At 35.7% G+C, this 17,534-nt stretch carries 24 protein-coding genes and 2 pseudogenes; 21 read left to right on the top strand and 5 right to left on the bottom strand.

Features of this window, described 5'->3' with window-relative positions:
* Positions 1–53: 53 nt before the first annotated feature.
* A pseudogene (locus tag AF333_RS21700) lies at positions 54–576 on the top strand (carbonic anhydrase); the annotation flags it as partial.
* A gap of 325 nt (positions 577–901) precedes the next feature.
* A complete protein-coding gene (locus AF333_RS21695; protein ID WP_043066801.1) occupies positions 902–1,270 on the top strand; it encodes a DUF2294 domain-containing protein in 369 nt (122 codons plus the stop codon).
* 108 nt (positions 1,271–1,378) lie between these two features.
* On the opposite strand, the gene AF333_RS21690 is transcribed toward AF333_RS21695, so the two are convergent.
* The gene (locus AF333_RS21690; RefSeq protein WP_043066802.1) at positions 1,379–1,936 is read right to left on the bottom strand and encodes a cupin domain-containing protein; all 558 of its coding nucleotides are present in this window, start codon (positions 1,934–1,936) and stop codon (positions 1,379–1,381) included.
* 352 nt (positions 1,937–2,288) lie between these two features.
* On the opposite strand from AF333_RS21690, the gene AF333_RS21685 reads away from it, so the two are divergent.
* The 16 genes from AF333_RS21685 to AF333_RS21615 all read left to right on the top strand — a co-directional run bounded on the left by AF333_RS21685 (position 2,289) and on the right by AF333_RS21615 (position 13,205).
* Positions 2,289–3,383 (top strand): YcdB/YcdC domain-containing protein, encoded by a 1,095-nt coding sequence (locus AF333_RS21685; RefSeq protein WP_053432750.1) that lies wholly within the window; start codon positions 2,289–2,291, stop codon positions 3,381–3,383.
* A 518-nt stretch (positions 3,384–3,901) separates the two neighbouring features.
* A complete protein-coding gene (locus AF333_RS21680; RefSeq protein ID WP_235496837.1) occupies positions 3,902–4,528 on the top strand; it encodes a hypothetical protein in 627 nt (208 codons plus the stop codon).
* A 329-nt stretch (positions 4,529–4,857) separates the two neighbouring features.
* Positions 4,858–5,070 (top strand): hypothetical protein, encoded by a 213-nt coding sequence (locus tag AF333_RS33895; protein WP_139188992.1) that lies wholly within the window; start codon positions 4,858–4,860, stop codon positions 5,068–5,070.
* Between the two features lie 68 nt (positions 5,071–5,138).
* The gene (locus tag AF333_RS21675; protein ID WP_043066804.1) at positions 5,139–5,396 is read left to right on the top strand and encodes a hypothetical protein; all 258 of its coding nucleotides are present in this window, start codon (positions 5,139–5,141) and stop codon (positions 5,394–5,396) included.
* Between the two features lie 272 nt (positions 5,397–5,668).
* Positions 5,669–6,520 (top strand): hypothetical protein, encoded by an 852-nt coding sequence (locus tag AF333_RS21670; protein ID WP_043066805.1) that lies wholly within the window; start codon positions 5,669–5,671, stop codon positions 6,518–6,520.
* A 415-nt stretch (positions 6,521–6,935) separates the two neighbouring features.
* Entirely contained in the window at positions 6,936–7,349 is a 414-nt protein-coding gene (locus AF333_RS21665; protein WP_043066806.1) for a GIY-YIG nuclease family protein, read from the top strand.
* Between the two features lie 32 nt (positions 7,350–7,381).
* Positions 7,382–8,242, top strand: coding sequence for a leucine-rich repeat domain-containing protein (locus AF333_RS21660; RefSeq protein WP_043066807.1), 861 nt, complete (start codon positions 7,382–7,384; stop codon positions 8,240–8,242).
* A gap of 91 nt (positions 8,243–8,333) precedes the next feature.
* On the top strand, positions 8,334–8,702 hold the full coding sequence (locus AF333_RS21655) for a hypothetical protein (protein WP_043066808.1): 369 nt from the start codon (positions 8,334–8,336) through the stop codon (positions 8,700–8,702).
* Positions 8,699–9,160, top strand: a complete 462-nt coding sequence (locus AF333_RS21650; RefSeq protein WP_052812155.1) for a hypothetical protein — start codon at positions 8,699–8,701, stop codon at positions 9,158–9,160. The genes AF333_RS21655 and AF333_RS21650 overlap by 4 nt, the downstream gene beginning before the upstream one ends.
* Positions 9,161–9,224: 64 nt before the next feature.
* The gene (locus AF333_RS21645) at positions 9,225–9,479 is read left to right on the top strand and encodes a DUF7660 family protein (RefSeq protein WP_043066809.1); all 255 of its coding nucleotides are present in this window, start codon (positions 9,225–9,227) and stop codon (positions 9,477–9,479) included.
* 45 nt (positions 9,480–9,524) lie between these two features.
* Positions 9,525–9,917, top strand: coding sequence for a DUF2750 domain-containing protein (locus tag AF333_RS21640; protein ID WP_043066810.1), 393 nt, complete (start codon positions 9,525–9,527; stop codon positions 9,915–9,917).
* Positions 9,918–10,147: 230 nt separating this feature from the next.
* The gene (locus tag AF333_RS21635; RefSeq protein ID WP_043066811.1) at positions 10,148–10,651 is read left to right on the top strand and encodes an imm68 putative immunity domain-containing protein; all 504 of its coding nucleotides are present in this window, start codon (positions 10,148–10,150) and stop codon (positions 10,649–10,651) included.
* 31 nt (positions 10,652–10,682) lie between these two features.
* Positions 10,683–11,216: a hypothetical protein gene (locus AF333_RS21630; protein WP_043066812.1), complete on the top strand. Its 534-nt coding sequence runs from the start codon at positions 10,683–10,685 to the stop codon at positions 11,214–11,216.
* A 165-nt stretch (positions 11,217–11,381) separates the two neighbouring features.
* A complete protein-coding gene (locus AF333_RS21625) occupies positions 11,382–12,221 on the top strand; it encodes a hypothetical protein (RefSeq protein ID WP_043066813.1) in 840 nt (279 codons plus the stop codon).
* Between the two features lie 45 nt (positions 12,222–12,266).
* The gene (locus AF333_RS21620) at positions 12,267–12,803 is read left to right on the top strand and encodes a hypothetical protein (RefSeq protein ID WP_043066814.1); all 537 of its coding nucleotides are present in this window, start codon (positions 12,267–12,269) and stop codon (positions 12,801–12,803) included.
* Between the two features lie 90 nt (positions 12,804–12,893).
* The gene (locus AF333_RS21615) at positions 12,894–13,205 is read left to right on the top strand and encodes a hypothetical protein (RefSeq protein ID WP_043066815.1); all 312 of its coding nucleotides are present in this window, start codon (positions 12,894–12,896) and stop codon (positions 13,203–13,205) included.
* Positions 13,206–13,357: 152 nt separating this feature from the next.
* On the opposite strand, the gene AF333_RS36120 is transcribed toward AF333_RS21615, so the two are convergent.
* The 4 genes and pseudogenes from AF333_RS36120 to AF333_RS32260 form a co-directional block, all read right to left on the bottom strand.
* Positions 13,358–13,579, bottom strand: coding sequence for a hypothetical protein (locus AF333_RS36120; protein ID WP_235496828.1), 222 nt, complete (start codon positions 13,577–13,579; stop codon positions 13,358–13,360).
* A 64-nt stretch (positions 13,580–13,643) separates the two neighbouring features.
* Positions 13,644–13,982 (bottom strand): annotated as a pseudogene (locus AF333_RS37665) (transposase); the annotation flags it as partial.
* A 1-nt stretch (position 13,983) separates the two neighbouring features.
* A partial coding sequence (locus AF333_RS32265) for an IS3 family transposase (RefSeq protein WP_235496825.1) occupies positions 13,984–14,445 on the bottom strand: 462 nt, incomplete at its 3' end.
* Positions 14,446–14,621: 176 nt separating this feature from the next.
* Complete coding sequence (locus AF333_RS32260) at positions 14,622–14,768, bottom strand: transposase (RefSeq protein WP_235356667.1); 147 nt, start codon at positions 14,766–14,768, stop codon at positions 14,622–14,624.
* Positions 14,769–15,081: 313 nt separating this feature from the next.
* On the opposite strand from AF333_RS32260, the gene tnpA reads away from it, so the two are divergent.
* From tnpA to AF333_RS21600, 3 genes are all read left to right on the top strand, one after another.
* Entirely contained in the window at positions 15,082–15,258 is a 177-nt protein-coding gene (gene tnpA / locus AF333_RS36115; protein ID WP_235496823.1) for an IS66 family insertion sequence element accessory protein TnpA, read from the top strand.
* A gap of 134 nt (positions 15,259–15,392) precedes the next feature.
* Positions 15,393–16,052 (top strand): response regulator transcription factor, encoded by a 660-nt coding sequence (locus AF333_RS21605; RefSeq protein WP_043066817.1) that lies wholly within the window; start codon positions 15,393–15,395, stop codon positions 16,050–16,052.
* Entirely contained in the window at positions 16,049–17,443 is a 1,395-nt protein-coding gene (locus AF333_RS21600; RefSeq protein WP_043066818.1) for a sensor histidine kinase, read from the top strand. Before AF333_RS21605 ends, AF333_RS21600 begins: the two co-directional genes overlap by 4 nt.
* Positions 17,444–17,534 lie beyond the last annotated feature (91 nt).

The following is a 17,534-nucleotide window of genomic DNA, read 5'->3' as shown; positions in this document are numbered from 1 at the left end:
ATGATTTGTTACTCAATTAAAAAATTCATAAAAATAAAGAAAGGGTGTACGATATGGATTTAAATAAAAATAAAAAAGCTTTATTGTTAACGGATATTGAAAGTGGATTGGAGCCTCTCCTACAACAAGTGACTAACATTCAACCAGAAAATATGTTAACGATACAAAGCTATGGTACCGTAATCTCACATCCTTATGGAGATATAATGAGGTCTGTTATCATTGCTATTTATGAGGAAAATGTCGAGGAGATTTTTGTTGCAGGAACAAAAGATAAGAGGACTGCCACCGTTAATGTACTAACTCAACTTGAATCAATGAAAGATAAAATACAAACATTAGGCTATCTTTTTCAAAATTGTATGCCTGAATTTTCAGGTGGTACGGTTGATGAATGGCTAAATGGAAATGAAAATATCATTGACAGTATCGAAAAGAGTGTTGATATCATTCGTCACCATCCTTTAGTACCGTCTTATGTTAAAGTTTGTGGTTTAATAGTTAATAATAAGGATGGAAAATCCTCAATTGAGGAGGTTCCTACTAATAAAACAGCGTCAAACCTTACCTGATCACACTTTCATTTTGAAACGGAAGGGGAAGTTAACTTCTATGCCCCCATATATGGGGAAAAAGGCAGTTCTATCCACAATGCATGGGAAACAATGGGTAATTGTCCAACCTTTTAAAAAGTTCTTAAATGTTTCTATAAAAGTCCCTAATAAGATCAATACGGACCTGTTAGGAACTTTTTCTGGAGAGATAGAGCGATAGCTTACTCCCTTAGAAACTCTCTGGAAAAAAGCAAGAATGGGAATGGATGAACTTGGTCTTCCTCTTGGAATAGCTAGTGAAGGAAGTAATAGACTAATTTTTTTGTTCTATAGGAGATGTATAATTTATGAAAATATCTAAAGGTTCTTATGAATCTGAAATAAGTAAGGCAGTTACTCAATGGGAAAAGGACTTTCTGGGGCGTGGGTCTATATCTGTTAAAACAGATATATTACGGGATATGATAATTGTGAATTTACAAGGTATTTTAACACCAGCTGAATATACCGTTTGTGAAACAAAAGAGGGACTGTTAACTATAAAGAAAACTCGTTCGGAATTAGTCGAATCAGGTATAGAAGATCTTAAGAATATTATATTAACTATAACTGGAGAAAAAGTGAAAAGTTTTCATACTGATATAAGCTCTCGTACTGGTGAACGAGTGATGGTATTTAAATTATTTAATGATCTTGAGAAAAATCTTTCTATGTGAATCAATTTCATACCTCAAAGCCCTTGAACCGCAAGGTTCAAGGGCTTTAGGTTATGAAATTGATTCACTTTTGATATTTAATCCACATCAAATTTCACTTGATTAAAATTAGTAATGGTAGTTTTCATCAGTAGACATGGCAATTGCTTTTGTTTCATGAACTGTACCATATGGATGTTCAGGCGGTGCATAGATGACGTAAATTTTAAGTGGTTTATTTCCCGTATTGGTTACATTGTGCCATTTTCCAGCAGGTATCATAATTGCAAAATCATCATATGCCATTTCTTGAAAATCTAATTTATATTTGCTATCGCCTATTTGAACAAGTCCCTGACCTTCTTCAATGCGTATGAATTGATCAGTTGTCGGATGGACTTCTAAACCGATGTCTTCTCCAACATTAATACTCATCAGAGTCACTTGTAAGTTTTCCCCTGTCCATAAAGAGGTGCGGTAAGTATTGTTTTGTTTAGTAGCTTGGTCAATATTCACTACAAATGGTTTTGCTCCATAATCTTTCATCCCAATGTATCCATAATAAAGATTCCAGTTATTATTCCAATTATAATTGTTCCAATTGTAATAGTAAGGATTTCGATTATAACTCCAATTGTTATGCATTGGATTATGCCATTGATAGTTGTAGCATGATTTACAGTACATATTCGTTCTCCTCCCATGATTTCATTATTTCTTTTATTCTATGCAGTTGCCTGTTTATAGGAATCCAAAGCAGGCAAGAGCCTGTGACATAATAAAACGATGGGAATACAAATTACAAACACTTGATACCCAATTTTTCCTATGTATGTGTTTATAGTTATTAAAGGTAACTTCTGTTAGTAGAACAAAGAAAAACGGCTGCTGAAACAGTCATATAGCTCTATCGATTCCCGCCCATGCTTCTGCAAACCGTAATGAAGATGGAACAACAATAATCTGGCGTGAACGTTCGGTGGAATTCCCACTCCTTCTCAACGGTATACCTATAGAGAACAAAGGAGTACGCCTGAATGTGGATTCATTTGGTCATATTACAAACTATTCATATACTCCAGTTGATTTAGATACAGTCAAGATACCGAAACCAGATACCGCACTACCGATTGAAGAAGTTAAAAAGAACATAACTACCGCAGATAACATCATCCTAAATTACGTAGAAGAGCAACCAAAGAAAGATGGACGAGATTCAGAAAATATAAAAACAAAACCTGTCTTACGCTACGATTTAAACGACTTCGGATATAATGCGCAAACGGGCAAAAAAGTTAACGAAAAAAAGCGTGCTTCTTTGCAATCAAAACCAACTAAAACTACACTTCACCCAAAAGGACAAAAGCTTATTGTGCGTTCCGAAGAAGAAGTAAAACAGCTGCTTACCAAGCTATTTGATATCAATAGTGCTGCAGGAACACTACATGTTGAACGGCCTTTCAATTTTCCATGGCAAAAAGAAAGGCCCTATTTGAACTATCGATTTAACACAGAAGATGGTCAAGTAACCGCTTATATAACAACGGATAGAAAAACAGGTCAAGTATATAGTGCCAGCTTATATACAAATGAAGAGCAAAAAAAGCAAGCAGCAAAGATAACAGAAGAACAGGCATTTACTGTGGCCCGTGATTTCCTGGAGACATATGCTGATTCAGGTACAACCGAATTGGAATTACAGCAGAATATCCTTGAAGAATCAGAGATTCCGTCATGGGTAGATAAGAGTAAATTACCAGAAAAGACCGATGATCAAAATGGTACGTATCAATTTTATTTCACTAAGCTCCATCAGGGAATTCCCGTACAAGATCACAGTTATCAAGTGGGCATAGATAAACAAACAGGAAAGGTTGTTTCTTTCTATCTTTTTACTCCATTGGAAAAAGTGGAACTCCCAGATTCGCAAACTATCGTGACAAAAGAGCAAGCGCTTTTGATATTTATCAAGCATAGACCACTGAAGCTGAAATATATATGGCCATGGTATATGGATCAACAAGCTCCAGCACCGCTTCTTGTATATACATGGGATAACTCGGATGGGTTTGGTTATGTGGATGCTCTGACAGGCGACTATATTAAGGAACCTATTGACCAGGAAGATGAATAAAGTAGTCAACTGTGGTTTTAAAACAAAGTTTGATAATTTGTAAAAAAGTCTGATAGTTTATAATAAAGTTTGATTAAAAATCCTGTGCTGATATGCAGGATTTTTTCCTGTTCCGCAATCGGTCTATTTGATTGAATAAGTAATCCTGAAAAAATGGACAATCATGTTATTATTGTATTGGTTTATGAGGGAATATACTTAATAACGAAGGTTAGTTCAAGCGGAAGGTACATTAGTAAATATATTTACTAGACTTGCCCAAAATCCGATGCAAAATTTACCATATAAAAAAAACGAAGGTTCTCCTAGGCAGCTTGTAACTGATTTTTTATCCAGTCCAGCTGCGTTCCTGCCTTTGCTTCATAGTAAACAAATTCGATCCAACTCTCTGTCTTTTTGTTTTGCCAACTTCGTAGTCCTGTTAAGTACATAGGGTGAAGAGATATGTCTCTTTTCTATTCAATTGTAAATTTGTGTAAGTGCTTTTGGGCAATACAGCATATTATTTAAATTTCTCATTGTTAGAAGGGTATATAATAAAAGTCTCAATAAGAGGTGAATTGGGGGTAAAAGTGATTTATGAATTTTTAATGTCTATTGAAAAATTCATAAATGCCGATTGTACAAATAGAATAGTTAAGATAGCTAATATTGCTTACAAGGAAACTAATTTTGACGCAATGTTATTTATACCTTCGCAGTATCATACTAGTTTTTCAACTTATAGTGATAGACTCTATCAAAAAACCATAGATGTATTTCCAGTATATAGTTGTGAATTTAGTGGAGATGAATCTCCTGATATTGTTAAATTTTTGCGACAAGACATTGTTTCAACTGTAAATTGGAACCGAGAAATATCTCCAAAAATAAAACTTCGTTATAAAAATAACAAAACAAAAAGCGGCACAATTGAGGAAAAATTATATTTAGATAAATGGAATAATCTTTTGCATGAACTTAATAATTTACAAGATTGTACAGATTCTTCTTCTTTTATTGAAGTTGAAAATTACAAAAATGAATATATTCACATTTCAATATTAAATATTAATGTAATGGTTATCCGAAATAAGAAAGAGATATTGCTACAAGGCGAGCTTGGGGAGATAAAAAGATACGTCACCAATTTTATTTTCAATTAGAAATTAAGTATTTAAGCGAGAAGTATAGTTTTAATTCATGTGGCTTCCTATGCTATTCCGTATTATTCACCAGATGAAAGAAATTACAAACATAAGTAAAGAAGACCCAAGCACTTCCTTACTTATGTTTTTTACGTTAGAAATGAAATTGTTTCGCCGTGTATTTACTGTCTATCTTCATCTGAGACAAGGGTTTTTAGACACGAGAAACGAAACCTGCCAAAAACTTTGATATTAAAGCGTTTATGGATCACTATTAGAAACGGATATTGAAATGACATGATGTTGCCCTACGTACAGGTAATGGTTATTTTTTGATAATTTAAAAAATGATAGCTGTTTTAGGCAATCGTTCACAGATTACGAGTAACTTAGATGCAAAAATCGATGTAACACGTAATGAAATGGGAAATGTGTCGCATCCCACTGCTTCTTGTTCAGGTCAAGAAATAGAGAGAAGCTTACTTGGCGATGTCATTAGCAAATGGCAATATGATGTAACAGGTAGACCGACACATGGCACTATTGTAGCCTGCAAGTAGCATGCATATTGATAAGTATCAAAATGCTTTATCAAAGACACAAAGTAAATGGGGAAAAGTGAATAAATGTGAATAAAGAATATAATAATAAAAAATTGAAAACTGACATTCGCAATGGCTTAATAAATCATTGTGAATTTTTTGACTTGCTTAATATCCTTAAGGGATATAAAGATGCCGGTGGTAAGCAAAATGATGCATATGCAGTGTTAGAAAGTTTAAGAGGAGACATTAAGGATGATTCTTGTAAAGATATAATACTCGAATTATTAGATGTTATAACTGGATTCTGTTCACTGTATATAAGGATATGGGACAATAATTAGCTTGAAGTGTCAGAATACCACTAGAAAATGAGACGCTCGCCCTTTCCGGGGATAGTTTTTAGAAACATGGGACGAGGCATGGATTTACATGAAGAGGGGGGCTAGCCTTGTTCAACGAGCCAAGCCCCTTCCATAAGGCTATGTTGGAGGATATAATGAACATTTATATGGTGAGAGAGACCATAGACAATGTGTTGCCAATGCAACTACTGATCGACTAATTGATCGCCAAGCAATGATAGATACAACAGTGGAGGGGGCTGTAAAAAACGATGAAATACCTAGCTCATTCGATTTCTAAAAATGAAAATGGCAGTAAGATTAGATATCTAGGAACATCTGAAGAAACGAAACGGGAGTTAGAAGAAAATTTTAAACTCCCCCTTTTAAGTCAAGCACTTTTGAAATGGTACAGTGGTTTGCCTAAATCTAAAGACATAATGTTTTATTGGACCAACGACTTCTATATAATTGGTATGGAAAATCTAATGGTTGCTTTAGAAGGTTACAGGTTTATTAGAGAAGGTAAAGATTGGATAGATTTCTCGGAGAAAATGAAATGGAATAGAAATTGGATTATTATTTCCAGTTGGAGTGGAAATCCAGTAATTGCAGATATAAGTAAAGTTGAAACTCCAATTTATTATGATTATGTTGGAGGAGAATTTTCCCCAAAGCTCCTAGTGGATTCACTGGAAAAATTGGACTATTTTTTATCTGTATGGCTTGATAAACATGAGGATAGGTACTATAAAAGCGGAGAATATCAATCTAATTTTTATGAGTTAATGGAGAAGGAGTGGAAAATTAGATTAAATAATGAAGAAATTAAAAATATATGCGAATTCCTTCCTATTGCAAAATCAAAAGAAAATTTTGCCCCAATTGAGCAACGAATTAGAGAAAAAGTAAAAAAATATTATGTGTATCTTGATGCTCCAGGTGAAAATAAATCAAAAGTGATCTTAGCAGTAAAAAAAGAAACGGGTCTATCATTCGATGAAATACGAAACCGATTAAATAGTAATGGGTTTCTAATAGCTGAGGGATATGGGGAAAATATTTTAGTTTTAGCTGACTATTTTATTTCGTTGGGTGCAAAAGTAAGAACTGAGCAGAAATAAAATATTCTAGTGTAAAAGCAGCGTTTTAACGTTTGCTCTTGACGAAAACAATTAATAAAGCTTCATCATTGATTGTTTTTTGTAGAGGCAGGTAAGCGGAAGTGCGCTAGATGGAAGCAGTTATTAGTAAAAATCGTACATGAAATGATTAAAGTAACCTCATTCAAATTGGCTTCTTTTTTCAATAAGGTAGCTTTAATCTTTAATCCTGTTTCGGGTATGAAAGCTCATTATAAAGCCTATTAGTTAAATCACTTACGGGAAATTAGTGCAGGTTTCCTTTGCCTACACCATTCTCGGCAACTTGAAGGCTTGAGAACAAGGTAGGAAGAAAGTCAAATTCACCTATGATACAGAAGAGCAGTTAGCCGCTGTAATTAATGAAAAAGGCGAAGAGTATCAGTTTGAACGTGATATGAAAGGGAATATCATTAAGGAAATCGGCTTTGATGAAATTACAAGAACGTATGAACGAAGTCAGGCAGGATTGGTTCAGAGAATTCATCGTCCAGGTGATCGTTGGACAGCGTATCAGCACGACGGCCTAGGGAATGTCATTCGGGCTGATTATTATGATGATACCTGGGAGACGTTTGGCTATGACAAAATAAGAGATGGTATCACGAAATGGTATGTTGATAAGGCTAATAACTTATATACAAGATTAAGACAACATTTAGGTACAGGTAATTTAACGTCATCACAGTTGAAATCCTTACAGGTATTGGTAATTCCTCGTGGTAAAGAAGCAGATTTTTTCAAAGCAGAGGCAGGTATGATAAAAGCTTTTGAAGATGCAGGCGAAGATCTTGCAAATAAAAAGTCCTGACTGTTCAAAATAGGGGGTTCAAGGAGGGTATTATGGTTTTCGACAAAGTTTATTTTAATAGGAACTTTAGGTTTATTAACATAGATCCAGACATAGGGGTAATTGATATTGAAGATATAAAAAGGCAAGAAATAGACAGTGTGTCCGTTTCACATGAGAGTATAAAACACAAGTTTGAGAATATAAAAAAACTCAATGATATTTCAGATATTAGAGGGCTTAGGTTAAACTCTTATGATTATAGATCCTTAAATGAACTTAAAAATTATAGTTCATTAGAATATTTTAATTTTTTCGGGAAAACTGATGAAGTAATTCCTTTTGCAGAGCTACATTCATTGTGGTGTGTGTACTTAAATTATGATAGAAAAACTTGTAGTTCAATTTTTCAAAACAAAAATCTAGAGTACTTATTTATTGACAATTATATTGGCGATTCATCTGAAGAATTCAATATATTTACAAAAGCTAAAAGAATAGGGCTAGTAAAAAATAAAATATTAGAATTTGAAGTTCTTAAGCACATGCCTTTCTTAGAGCACTTAGGAATAGGTTATAATTCAAAAATTACTTCTATAAAGTGGATTGAAGAGGGAAAATCATTAACTTCGATAGGATTTCAAAATTGCAAAAATATTAAGGATTGGAGTTCAATTGGAAATGTTTCTAGCATAGAAAAAATAATAATTGAGAGTTGTGGTGAAATCCCTTCATTAGATTTTCTTCATCAGCTACCTAATTTACAAGAAGTTCGTATTATCGGAACAACAAGTATTGGAGATGGAAAAATAAAAGATCTAATGAATCATAAGACCCTGAAATATTTATTTTTACCTATTAAGAAAGACTACGATATCATACTAGCTGACTTAGAGAGTTTTAACAATAACTAGAAGATTTGTTTGCTTGGTCAGTACACGTATAGTTTAAAAATGACCGTCGTGGTAACTGCACAACAACGACAAATCCGCTAGGGTCCAGAGAATGGATAAGCATAATATCTTACAAATGGATTTAATTGATTATATTTTCTATGGAGGATATGCTTATTTACCGAATAGAAAATTTCCAGAAAAAGTGCTATTAGAAGAAATAAGTGATGAAAAATGGGTTACAAAAGATTGTAGTGTATATACACTAGAAAATAACAATTGGAGCCTAGACTTTGTCTATTTATCTAATAATACGTATTCTCATGATTCAATTACTGCTTTTCCGAAAGGTAAAAGAATTGGTCAATTAAAAGAAGAATTTCAGAGAAAATACCCCGGCATGAAATATGATGCTTTTTGTTCAGAGGAACAATTTTCAAAGGGAATGTCCAAATTAAACTTAATTACGGAGGAAAAATGAAAAATAATGAGACTATAAAATATCATTGGAAAAATAATAAGCTACCAGGAATTGAAGGTATAGTTTATCCATCAGGCAAGATTATTATTATGGATTTTTATGAAGTGATTGATAATAATATAACAAAATTCTTTATAAATCCAGTTTGTGAAACTTCCATAGAAAGTGTAGAAAATTTTAATGCTGATATCTGGTGTGAGATTGAAAAACATCCACAGTTTGTAGAACATGATAAAAATTTATTTATCTGTGGTGAAGGGAGTATGGGGAATGAAGGTTTTTTTGCAAATGTTGATATTCAAAACAATCTAGTTTGGGCATTTTTCTCAACAAATTCCAATCCATTTTATAAATTAGAAATAGAAGAGGAATTATTGAGAGTCTTTACCACTTCGGATTTAGTTTTTACACTAAATATTAACAAACCTGAAGAAATGAAAATACATGAGAAAATATAACTAAACAGAACTAAACAGAACTAGGATAAGCAAATCTACCCTTAAATAGAAAGGTGATAATATGATGGAATTTTATGAAAAAACCGAACAAGTAACTACAAAGAATCAATTTTTGGAGTTTTTAAATTTGCTTAATAAGGATTTTAAACTTAATGTTGATGAATGGGAAAATAAATCTATTGATAACTATCTTGAAGCAATTGAATCATGGATAGAGGAGATGGAAGGTTACTATAAGAACAATAACTTACCAGTACCAAATAACATTGACTGGAATTTCTTAGCCACCATTTTTTATGTAGGTAAAATTTATGAGTAACACAGCGTAAATCTAAAAGTATACGATTTTCGAATGGAGTTTAATATGGATAAGGGATTTGAATCAAGTCCAGAGTTTAAAGCCATGATAAAAAAATCAGCTAGAGATAGATATATTTACTCTGTAAAGCGTATTGCAGACTGGGAAGAGGCGTGGTCTTTGAAATTAAATGATGGGTTTGTTACAACTTCAGATAAAGAGGGAAATCTATCTATGCCTATTTGGCCATTTAAAGAGTATGCTATGAAATGTATAGGAGACGAATGGGAGGACTGTAAAACACAAAAAATACATTTAAATACACTTTTAGAAGAAATCTTAACTAACCTGTCAGAAGAAGGAACGTATGTAGTTGTATTCAAAGTTCCTGAAGATCCAGAATTTGCAAGGGTATCTGCGGATGACTTTAAAAATAATTTATTATATGAATGTTCTTAATTAGAATAGAATATTTTCCCGAACTATAGCCTGTTATTCTTGACAGCAGTTTGAGGAGCGTGCACGACGGGCAATATTCATTTCTATTTTCAAAGCTTTATTGAGCAAGTGGAATTGTCGAGAACTAGGGACGGTATTTCAGTTACTTTCATATAACGTCTAACGTCGGCGAACACCCTTGTGGGGAATTTTTAGAACATGATGAGAAATTAAACAATGGAGGGCCTATGATGTATATTGAGCGATGGTGGGGAGAATATATTGGCGGAACCGATGATACATACACTTTAATCGACTATTTCGTTAGCAGAGAATTTGAGTTGGATATTCCAGCAGAAATAAACGTTAAAAATATTTTGCGAGACTTTCAGCTGACTAATGCTTGGGAAATAAAAGACTTACGCCAAACGAAAGACATTTACTTTATTAACGATAACGGGCATCGTCACGATATAGGCTGTGCGATCAATTTGTTGATGGATGTTACAGCTATTATTCTGGAGTGTCAAAAAAACGGTAAGGTTCATCTTACGGATTTGGATGGCGGCATCATGGACAAAGATGCTGTCATTTCTTTAAAAGCGGAAAAAGAAGAACTGGCTCTGCTAAAGAAAATGTTGGGAGATTTTATTCATCACCCTTTAAGTTATGATTTGGCGGAGCTTTGCCCGGAAGATGATATGAGCGAAATTGCAAAGCAATGCAAGGAGATTATGACAGAACTGAACATGTAAAGTCACAAATAAAAGCAACGGAGGAATGAACATGAATAAACAACAGGAAATTGCCAGGTTTTTGAGCCATCCGCCCGACGGGGAGGCATTGGAACAGTTTTGCGACAATGACGAGCTGCTGGTGTGGATAGACTGGAGGGAATATGAAGAAGATCTGATCAAATGGTTCAATGAGCATTTGGCAGAAGCGGATCAAATCGTTTGCGAGACAAAAGAGATCGACAAGCCCAGAGGAGTCGATATTGTTCTTACATCTAAAGAAAAGAGCATGACGATTCCGTTTGCTGACGATGCGACGGACAGAGACAGCGCGATTCGGACGATGCAGGAGATGATTGCTCCGAACTATCAGATTCGTTGGTTTATGGAGTCGTTGGGCGGTGATACGTTGGCATTTGTGTTGTTGCCGACAGCGCAGTGGACGGAGTTGGAGCGGCAGTTTGGCAAGGAAAAAGTAGAATTTTATTTTCAGCCTGTCACAAGCGATAGCGTCATGTTTCAAATAGGTATGGATGAAGTATTTGCAAAAATAGATGCCCGCGCTAAGGAGCGTCCAGGCCGATGAGGCAAGAGGATCACACCTAAGTAAATGATATGTTTTGAGAGCAGGTGATTAGATCGTAGGCAAGATTGACGGTACACCCTGAAATAAGGGAAATGGAAAAAAGCGGCGTTAAAAGCACTTGCTCATCAAGAGTATGGGGAAGCGACTGCGATCTGGGAAAAATATATGAAACACAAAAATTTGGGCGAGGACATCCTGATGCCGGCTATTTCGGATACGGTTTCGGAAGTGGTGGGCAAGCATTGCGGGAAATATTTTCACGAGCTGTTTCAACAGCCGCCAGATTTTCTGACCGATCAGGATGAGTTTGAACGATTCACTGCCGTTGTTTCCGTTATGCTTGGCAAAGGCAGCCCGTCCATGCTCGGCGTCTACCGTCTCATTGCGGCGAATCAGCCATTGGTCGAGAGGCTTAAACTATTGGCCAATAAGGACTATGTGCACATTAACGATACGCTCAGAATGTGGAACCCGCAGCCACAGGAAACCATATGTATTTTCCCGATTGTGCTTGCTGCTTCGATTATACGGAGCATGAATGAACGGTTGATTTTGTTGGCTGAAGAGCTGTATACGCAATACGGTAATGAGTGGTTGATTCCTTATTTTTCCGCAAAGCTTTTTACCAACCGCGCAGATAACGTGTATGATGAATTTGCTATTTTTTTGCAGGATGAAGCATTAAATCGGTATATTCATAACGGTTTGGGACGGATCTATTATGACGATCAGATTGGCAGTCACACAATGTCGGCATTTTGGGGACGTTACAGCTACGGAAGTTACGATAACAGAACCTTTTTCAAGCGTAAATTGGCAGAAAATCTGGATGCCAGGTGGTTGGAACGTTTGATGGAACATCCGCACCTGAACGATAAGGTCAAATTTCAAGTTTACAATCGAAGTCCTGTTATCTACGAATCGTACAAACAGATGGTGATTGATTTGCTACCTAAGACGATTGAAGATGTACGGATGAGAAGTTATTTGGGACTATCAAAATAGAGAAGCGAGAACGAGCAGAATTCTGTTTCCGGGAGAGGTGTAACTATGAGCATTGGATTGAATGAGATATGGGATGGAAAAATCCCTGCAGATGAAATGGATTTAGCGGAATTATCCGATAAAATATGGGAGATCGGCGAACTGGATGCCATTCAAGAGAAGGTGTCGCCGCAGTTATTTCAACTTCACATCGCCATCAATACGATCGGCAACTGGCAGTCGGATGGCTGGGACGGTATCATCGCGTATCAGTCGCATCTCGTGCCGTATATTTCCGAGGTTTTGGCGAAATTTGGCTTGCAGCATTTGCAGCATGCTTTTGACGAAGTCATCGCCATTTTCCCTGATTTCATTACGTTTGAGGATGGTTCACTTTATTGTGACATGATCAACTTCCTGCATAATATGCGACTTAAGGTAAGTGACGAACGTTTGAACGCGTATACGCAAGAAGAGCGTCAAGCCATGGTGAAGCAATATCAGGAAAAGCTCAATCAATTGGAAAAAATGACGGAATCCCTATGGGGATATGGCAGCCCTATGGACGGTTGGGCCATGATCTTTGATTATATTCAGGCTTAGGACATGAGAGGGTGATTGCATGCAAGAAATAGAAATGTTATATAAACGTAAAGTAAATAAGTCAAGGCTAATAAAAATGGGGAGATATTAATGAAAATAATAATAAGTGATGAGAAATTATCAATAGTCGACCAAGATGAAAACAAAAATATATGGATGAAATGGGATGACATATATGCTATTCATTATTATAAACTCGATTGCATAACTGAAGTTGTTACTTGTCTTGAATTTGATTATGAAAACGGTGAATATTTAGAGGTGAACAGCACTAATGAAGGATGGGAGAACTTAATAAATGGTTTACATAAGTATATACCAATACAGAAGGAAAATTGGAAAACAGATATGCTAAAGTGCAAATTAGACGATAATGGACACACAATCTATCGAAGAATTTAAAGAATCATGACTACATAATAGATTCAAATAAAAGGATAGTATGGTGTTGTTACTTAAAGAGGAGAAGATACACTATCCAGCAGCCGTTACATACAAGGCTGCTTTTATTTTATTTAACAAGAGATCTATTCAAACTTTAAATTAAATATAATTTATACATTTGAATCAATAGAAACATATGGGTGAATATTAAACTGATGTGTATGGCTGCTATATAAGTTATGGTTAATATTTTGACAGGGTAGCGTGGTTGGAAGTAGGAGAGATGGAGAAAGAAGAGGGTGGATATGCCCTGCGCCCCGGCAGAAAAAAGGCGGACGTGTCTTTTTCCGACCGCTCCCGCCCACCGCCCTTCCTTTTTTCTTATCTCTCACCGGATTAACCCCCGAACTTTGGACACATACAGTCTTATTCTCTCGTTTACGTAAAATTACGTTGTTACACACGAACTTCTTTGATTTTAATCGCGTTTTCTTGATTTATATAGAAAGTCATGAATTCCACAACCGTTTCATAGGCCTGTTTATAGCTTTCAAATTCATAACGAGACAAACAATGCTCTTCTAAAATCCGATGAAAGGACTCGATATGGGCATTCATATTTGGCATGCTTGGTGGGATACGTTCATGCGTAATCCCAAAGGATTCACAGGCCTCCTTAAAGGCATGAGAAATAAACTGCGGTCCATTGTCAGAACGAAGCACAGGTTTGTCTTCCTTGTCAAAAAGCTGCCGTTTGAATAAAGCTTGTTGAAGCGTTCGAACCACATCTTTTGCNGAATAAAGCTTGTTGAAGCGTTCGAACCACATCTTTTGCTTCACATCTAAGCCCAATATGATACGCTACGATGGAGCGGTCATACACGTCCATACAAGACTGGATGAAGAAAAAACAATCTTCTCCGGCAATATAACCATATCTAATGTCCGTTTCAAAGAGTTGATTGGAATCGGTAATCACTCGATTTCGTGCCAATTTTCGCGGATAAGTCGCTTTCTTTCTCCGCTGCGGTCGTAAAATATCGAGCTCTTTACATAGGCAATATACTTTTTTCTTATTGATCACAAGCCCATGATCGCGGCGCAAAAGCACGGTAAGCTTTCGGTATCCGTAGGCATATCCATCACCGGATAAAGCTTCCATGAGCCATTCCTTGATCTGTTCATCTGAAATTTTGGTTCCGTCCTGTCGGACGGAATAGCCCGGTGCTTGTCGCCCCTCATTTTTCACTGGCTCCACGGGTTGCCCTTCCTGTTTCTTATGATAGTAGTAGGTTGAGCGTGGAGTGCGGGCGAAACGTAGGACTAACCGTTTTGGATAGCCTTGCCGAATGTAGTGTTCAGCTACTTCAAGTTTTTTAGCAAATGAGGGTTTTTCTTTTTTATTTAATCACGCAGCGATCTCTANAATCTACTTCACCATGCTTCCCGTTCTTTTTTCCAACGCCCGACCATGTTTGCTGATAATTCGTAACGACGAGCAACAGCTGTAATGCTTCCTGTTTTTTGTACTTCTTTTATTACCTGTTTCTTGAAATTTAACGAATACTTTTTTCGTGTCATATTGTACTCCCCCTCTGGTCACTATCAGTGTAATTCAAATCCACTCTTAGTGTCCAATTTCTCTAGGGGGCTAAAGTGTTGATGGCAATTAAAAAATGCATTGTTTGGCAATTAAGGTTATGCACTAATTTCTGTATAACCACAGCTTTGCATGGAGTAGCAGGCATGATAGGCTTGTATGCCTGAAAAACTCTTATGGCGCAGTATTTTGCAGAAAATCATGCCCGTAGAGGCTCCATGTCAAGCGACTTTGCCAATGCATAAAAATACGATTTGATGAGTTCCCTTAATTGCCGTTTTATACACTTTTTAATTGCCAAATACAGCTAAAGAGATAGAAGGGAAACAAGCCATTGTTGCCGAATGCAGAGCCAGCGATATGACAGCAAAGGAATGGTGTGAATTAAAGGGCATTAAATACACCCGGTATGTCACCTGGGCCACAACAGTGAACCGTGGAAACCAAAAGGATGCACCAACAGCGGGCTGATGTTCTTTAGGTAGATAATATTTGGGTTTTTGATGTTGTAGGAGACTTAATTATAGTAATATATGATACAGGATAGCTAGAATCGGCTGTGTTTTATACTTAAAAAGTTTAGAAATAGAAAAGGGGTGAATTTTATGGCATTAATCTTAATTGTTGAGGATGAAATGCCTATCAATATTTTAATTAACAGAAATCTAGAACTAGTAGGTCATGAGTGTGTATCTGTATATGATGGTGAAGCTGTGCTTGAAATCATACAAAAGTACACTTTTGATTTAATATTATTGGATATAATGCTACCTAAAATGAATGGTTATGAAGTTTTAGAGATAGTAAAAGAAATGGACATACCCGTTATCTTTCTTACATCAAAAAGCTCTCTTTCAGACCGAGTTAAGGGTCTGACATTAGGTGCTGACGATTATATTGTAAAACCTTTTGAAATGTTAGAATTACAAGCAAGAGTTGAAGCTGTGCTTCGTCGAACAAATAAAGAGCAAAGGTCTTTTGTACTGAATAATATTCGAATAGATTTAGATGGTCGACAAGCCTTTCTTAATAATGAATTGGTTGATATTACCCCGCAAGAGTTTGATTTGCTGGTGGCTTTGATTAGAAACCGTAATATTGCTCTTTCACGTGAGAGGCTATTGAGGTTGGCATGGGGCTATGATTTTGAAGGTGACACAAGAACGGTTGATGTTCATATCACAAAGTTGAGAAAAAAACTGGGTTTAGATAATTACATAAAGACAGTATATAAATTGGGATATAGACTGGAGATGTTGGATTGAAGTTCAGAACATTTATTGCAACCTTTACTTTATTTTTGATAGTATTCTTCTCCAGCCTATTTTTTATTTCAGTTTTTATTTTTAACAATCAGATGAATATTATAAAGGAACGTGGAATAAATGAACATTATTTTATTTCATCATCTTTCGGTAAGGATCTTATGGCTATAGTTGACAGGGGAGGGAATTTAGACGATGCATTAGAGCAGCTTTTTAATTTCTATACAGAGTATTATCAAAAACAAGGTGTGTTTTTAGAATTACTTTCCCAAGGGAAAATTGTATATAGCAATTTGCCAGAACGTTCAAGCGAATTAACATCTTATTCTATTGAGTCTGGTATTAGAAAGGCCGCTTTTCATCATATAGATGATCGTGTTTACTTTAAGATCGTTGGAGAGTTGCCGGGAACAGATAATAGATTTAGCATCCAGTATCTTCATGATATCTCTGATAACTTAAAAACATGGCAGAAAACACAGCGTATTTTATTGCTAGTTGGCATCATATTTACTATTATTTTAGCGGCCAGCCTTCAATTGATTCTCAGTCGTGTTTTTGAACCACTAGATATGGTATCTACGGCATCAAGAAAAATTGCTAATGGACAATATGATGATCGTATTATCGTGTCTGGTCGTAATGAACTTGCTGAAATGGCGGGGAGTTTCAATAACATGGCAGAGGAAATTCAACGTCGTATTACCCAATTAGCAGAGGCGTCTGAGCAGAAACAGCAATTTGTAGATAACTTAGCTCATGAGATACGTACCCCTCTTACTTCTGTTTATGGATTTGCTGAATATATCCAGAAGGCCACCATTAGCGATGAAGAAAAAATATTTGCAGCCAGTTATATTATGTCTGAGAGCCAATACATGCTCAATATATCAAACCGACTTTTAGAGTTAGCCACATTAAGAAATCAGTTAATTAAAATGAAAGTAGTCGATGTAAACAGTCTATTTGAACACTCACAGAAATCCCTTGCAGCAAAATTGGCGGAAAATCAAATATCACTTAAATGGAAGATTGATATTGATTCTCTCTATGGGGATAAGGATTTACTACAGAGTTTGCTCGTCAATTTTACTGATAATGCAATAAAAGCCTGTAATCCTGGAGGGGTTATTGTATGGAATGCCTACATTGAAAATGGCTGTAGAGTTTTATCTGTTCAGGATAATGGTTGGGGTATTCCACAAAATGAAATCAATAAATTAACAGAACCGTTTTATCGGGTGGATAAATCACGCAATCGGGCAAAAGGTGGTGTAGGACTTGGGCTTTCTATCTGTGAACAAATAGCTCATTGTCATAATGCTGTACTTTCAATTGAATCATTGCCCAAGGTTGGTACCACAGTAAAATTAACTTTTACAAGTTCATAACAAGTTTATATTAACTCAATAATATTATGGATTTATATTATATTATATTTGTGTTTACCACTAAAATCAATTTTGAAAGGAGATTTATTTT

The organism is Aneurinibacillus migulanus (assembly GCF_001274715.1).
In the GTDB taxonomy this organism is placed as follows: Bacteria; Bacillota; Bacilli; order Aneurinibacillales; family Aneurinibacillaceae; genus Aneurinibacillus; species Aneurinibacillus migulanus.
Note: the sequence above shows the minus strand (reverse complement) of the source record. Positions and strands in the feature narration are given on the sequence as shown.

What these genes read in the sequence shown, in the direction of transcription:
- AF333_RS21695 (WP_043066801.1), top strand. Translation starts at nt 902, where the DNA reads ATGAAAATATCTAAAGGTTCTTATGAATCTGAAATAAGTAAGGCAGTT.
- AF333_RS21690 (WP_043066802.1), bottom strand. Translation starts at nt 1,936, where the DNA reads ATGTACTGTAAATCATGCTACAACTATCAATGGCATAATCCAATGCAT.
- AF333_RS33895 (WP_139188992.1), top strand. Translation starts at nt 4,858, where the DNA reads ATGATAGCTGTTTTAGGCAATCGTTCACAGATTACGAGTAACTTAGAT.
- AF333_RS21670 (WP_043066805.1), top strand. Translation starts at nt 5,669, where the DNA reads ATGAAATACCTAGCTCATTCGATTTCTAAAAATGAAAATGGCAGTAAG.
- AF333_RS21665 (WP_043066806.1), top strand. Translation starts at nt 6,936, where the DNA reads ATGAAAGGGAATATCATTAAGGAAATCGGCTTTGATGAAATTACAAGA.
- AF333_RS21660 (WP_043066807.1), top strand. Translation starts at nt 7,382, where the DNA reads ATGGTTTTCGACAAAGTTTATTTTAATAGGAACTTTAGGTTTATTAAC.
- AF333_RS21655 (WP_043066808.1), top strand. Translation starts at nt 8,334, where the DNA reads ATGGATAAGCATAATATCTTACAAATGGATTTAATTGATTATATTTTC.
- AF333_RS21650 (WP_052812155.1), top strand. Translation starts at nt 8,699, where the DNA reads ATGAAAAATAATGAGACTATAAAATATCATTGGAAAAATAATAAGCTA.
- AF333_RS21645 (WP_043066809.1), top strand. Translation starts at nt 9,225, where the DNA reads ATGGAATTTTATGAAAAAACCGAACAAGTAACTACAAAGAATCAATTT.
- AF333_RS21640 (WP_043066810.1), top strand. Translation starts at nt 9,525, where the DNA reads ATGGATAAGGGATTTGAATCAAGTCCAGAGTTTAAAGCCATGATAAAA.
- AF333_RS21635 (WP_043066811.1), top strand. Translation starts at nt 10,148, where the DNA reads ATGTATATTGAGCGATGGTGGGGAGAATATATTGGCGGAACCGATGAT.
- AF333_RS21630 (WP_043066812.1), top strand. Translation starts at nt 10,683, where the DNA reads ATGAATAAACAACAGGAAATTGCCAGGTTTTTGAGCCATCCGCCCGAC.
- AF333_RS21625 (WP_043066813.1), top strand. Translation starts at nt 11,382, where the DNA reads ATGAAACACAAAAATTTGGGCGAGGACATCCTGATGCCGGCTATTTCG.
- AF333_RS21620 (WP_043066814.1), top strand. Translation starts at nt 12,267, where the DNA reads ATGAGCATTGGATTGAATGAGATATGGGATGGAAAAATCCCTGCAGAT.
- AF333_RS21615 (WP_043066815.1), top strand. Translation starts at nt 12,894, where the DNA reads ATGAAAATAATAATAAGTGATGAGAAATTATCAATAGTCGACCAAGAT.
- AF333_RS32260 (WP_235356667.1), bottom strand. Translation starts at nt 14,768, where the DNA reads ATGACACGAAAAAAGTATTCGTTAAATTTCAAGAAACAGGTAATAAAA.
- AF333_RS21605 (WP_043066817.1), top strand. Translation starts at nt 15,393, where the DNA reads ATGGCATTAATCTTAATTGTTGAGGATGAAATGCCTATCAATATTTTA.